Annotated in this window: 1 pseudogene; it reads left to right on the top strand. The window is 33.0% G+C overall.

The features are described 5' to 3' along the window. Positions 1–816 (top strand): annotated as a pseudogene (locus G5T77_RS17110) (MobA/MobL family protein); the annotation flags it as partial.

Raw genomic sequence — 816 nt, 5'->3', positions numbered from 1 at the left:
TTTGATGAACGTGTCGATCACAGAAGTTATGAAGACCAGGAAAGTGACCTAGAAGCAACTCAGCACGAAGGTCCTCAAGCGACATACCTCCGGAGACGAGGAATATTTACAGAAATTAGTCTGAAAAATGATGAAATTAAGCTACGTAATTTAAAAATCAAAAAGGTCATCGCACTGGATGAAAACATCAAAGTATCTGAGGATCTTGTTCAAAAAGTACGAAGTGAGCTTCAGTTTCAATACTCTCAAGCTGAGTATTTAGAAAAAACTTCTCAGAAACTTTCTGAATTCCAAAATGAAGAATTATCAAAATTAACAACAAAATTAAACACGATGAGTTCTGCAATATCAGAACTACGCAAAAAAGAGCCTTTATTTTTTAAAACAAAATGGATCAATCAAATAAATGACCTGATCGACCAACACAACACCCAACTAGACATCCAAAAGCATATTTCTGGTCTTAGTGAAATAGAAAAAAAAGAGAGATATTCTGATCATTTAAATAAATGGACAGAAGAAAATCAGCTGCTCCAGCCTAAAAAGTCTTTTGCAAAATTTGACGAACCGAACATCACTGTTAAACAACGAAAACTTAATGATCAAATTTCAAATATAGATCATCAAATTTCTGAAATATCACGCAGAGAAACTGAGTATCAAGAGTATGTACGCGATCAAAGACTGGAGATCATAAATAGTTATATATTTGAAGAAGATAACTATGGAAATAAATACTTTAGTCCTCAAAATGGTGAAAAACAAAAGCGACTATATGCAGAAGAAATGGAAGATCTAAAAATCCAAGAATTGCAT

Origin of the sequence: Acinetobacter sp. GFQ9D191M (genome assembly GCF_011174875.1) — a bacterium.
Taxonomy (GTDB): domain Bacteria; phylum Pseudomonadota; class Gammaproteobacteria; order Pseudomonadales; family Moraxellaceae; genus Acinetobacter.
The sequence above is the reverse complement of the archived record's forward strand: the minus strand, read 5'-3'. Positions and strand labels throughout refer to the sequence as shown.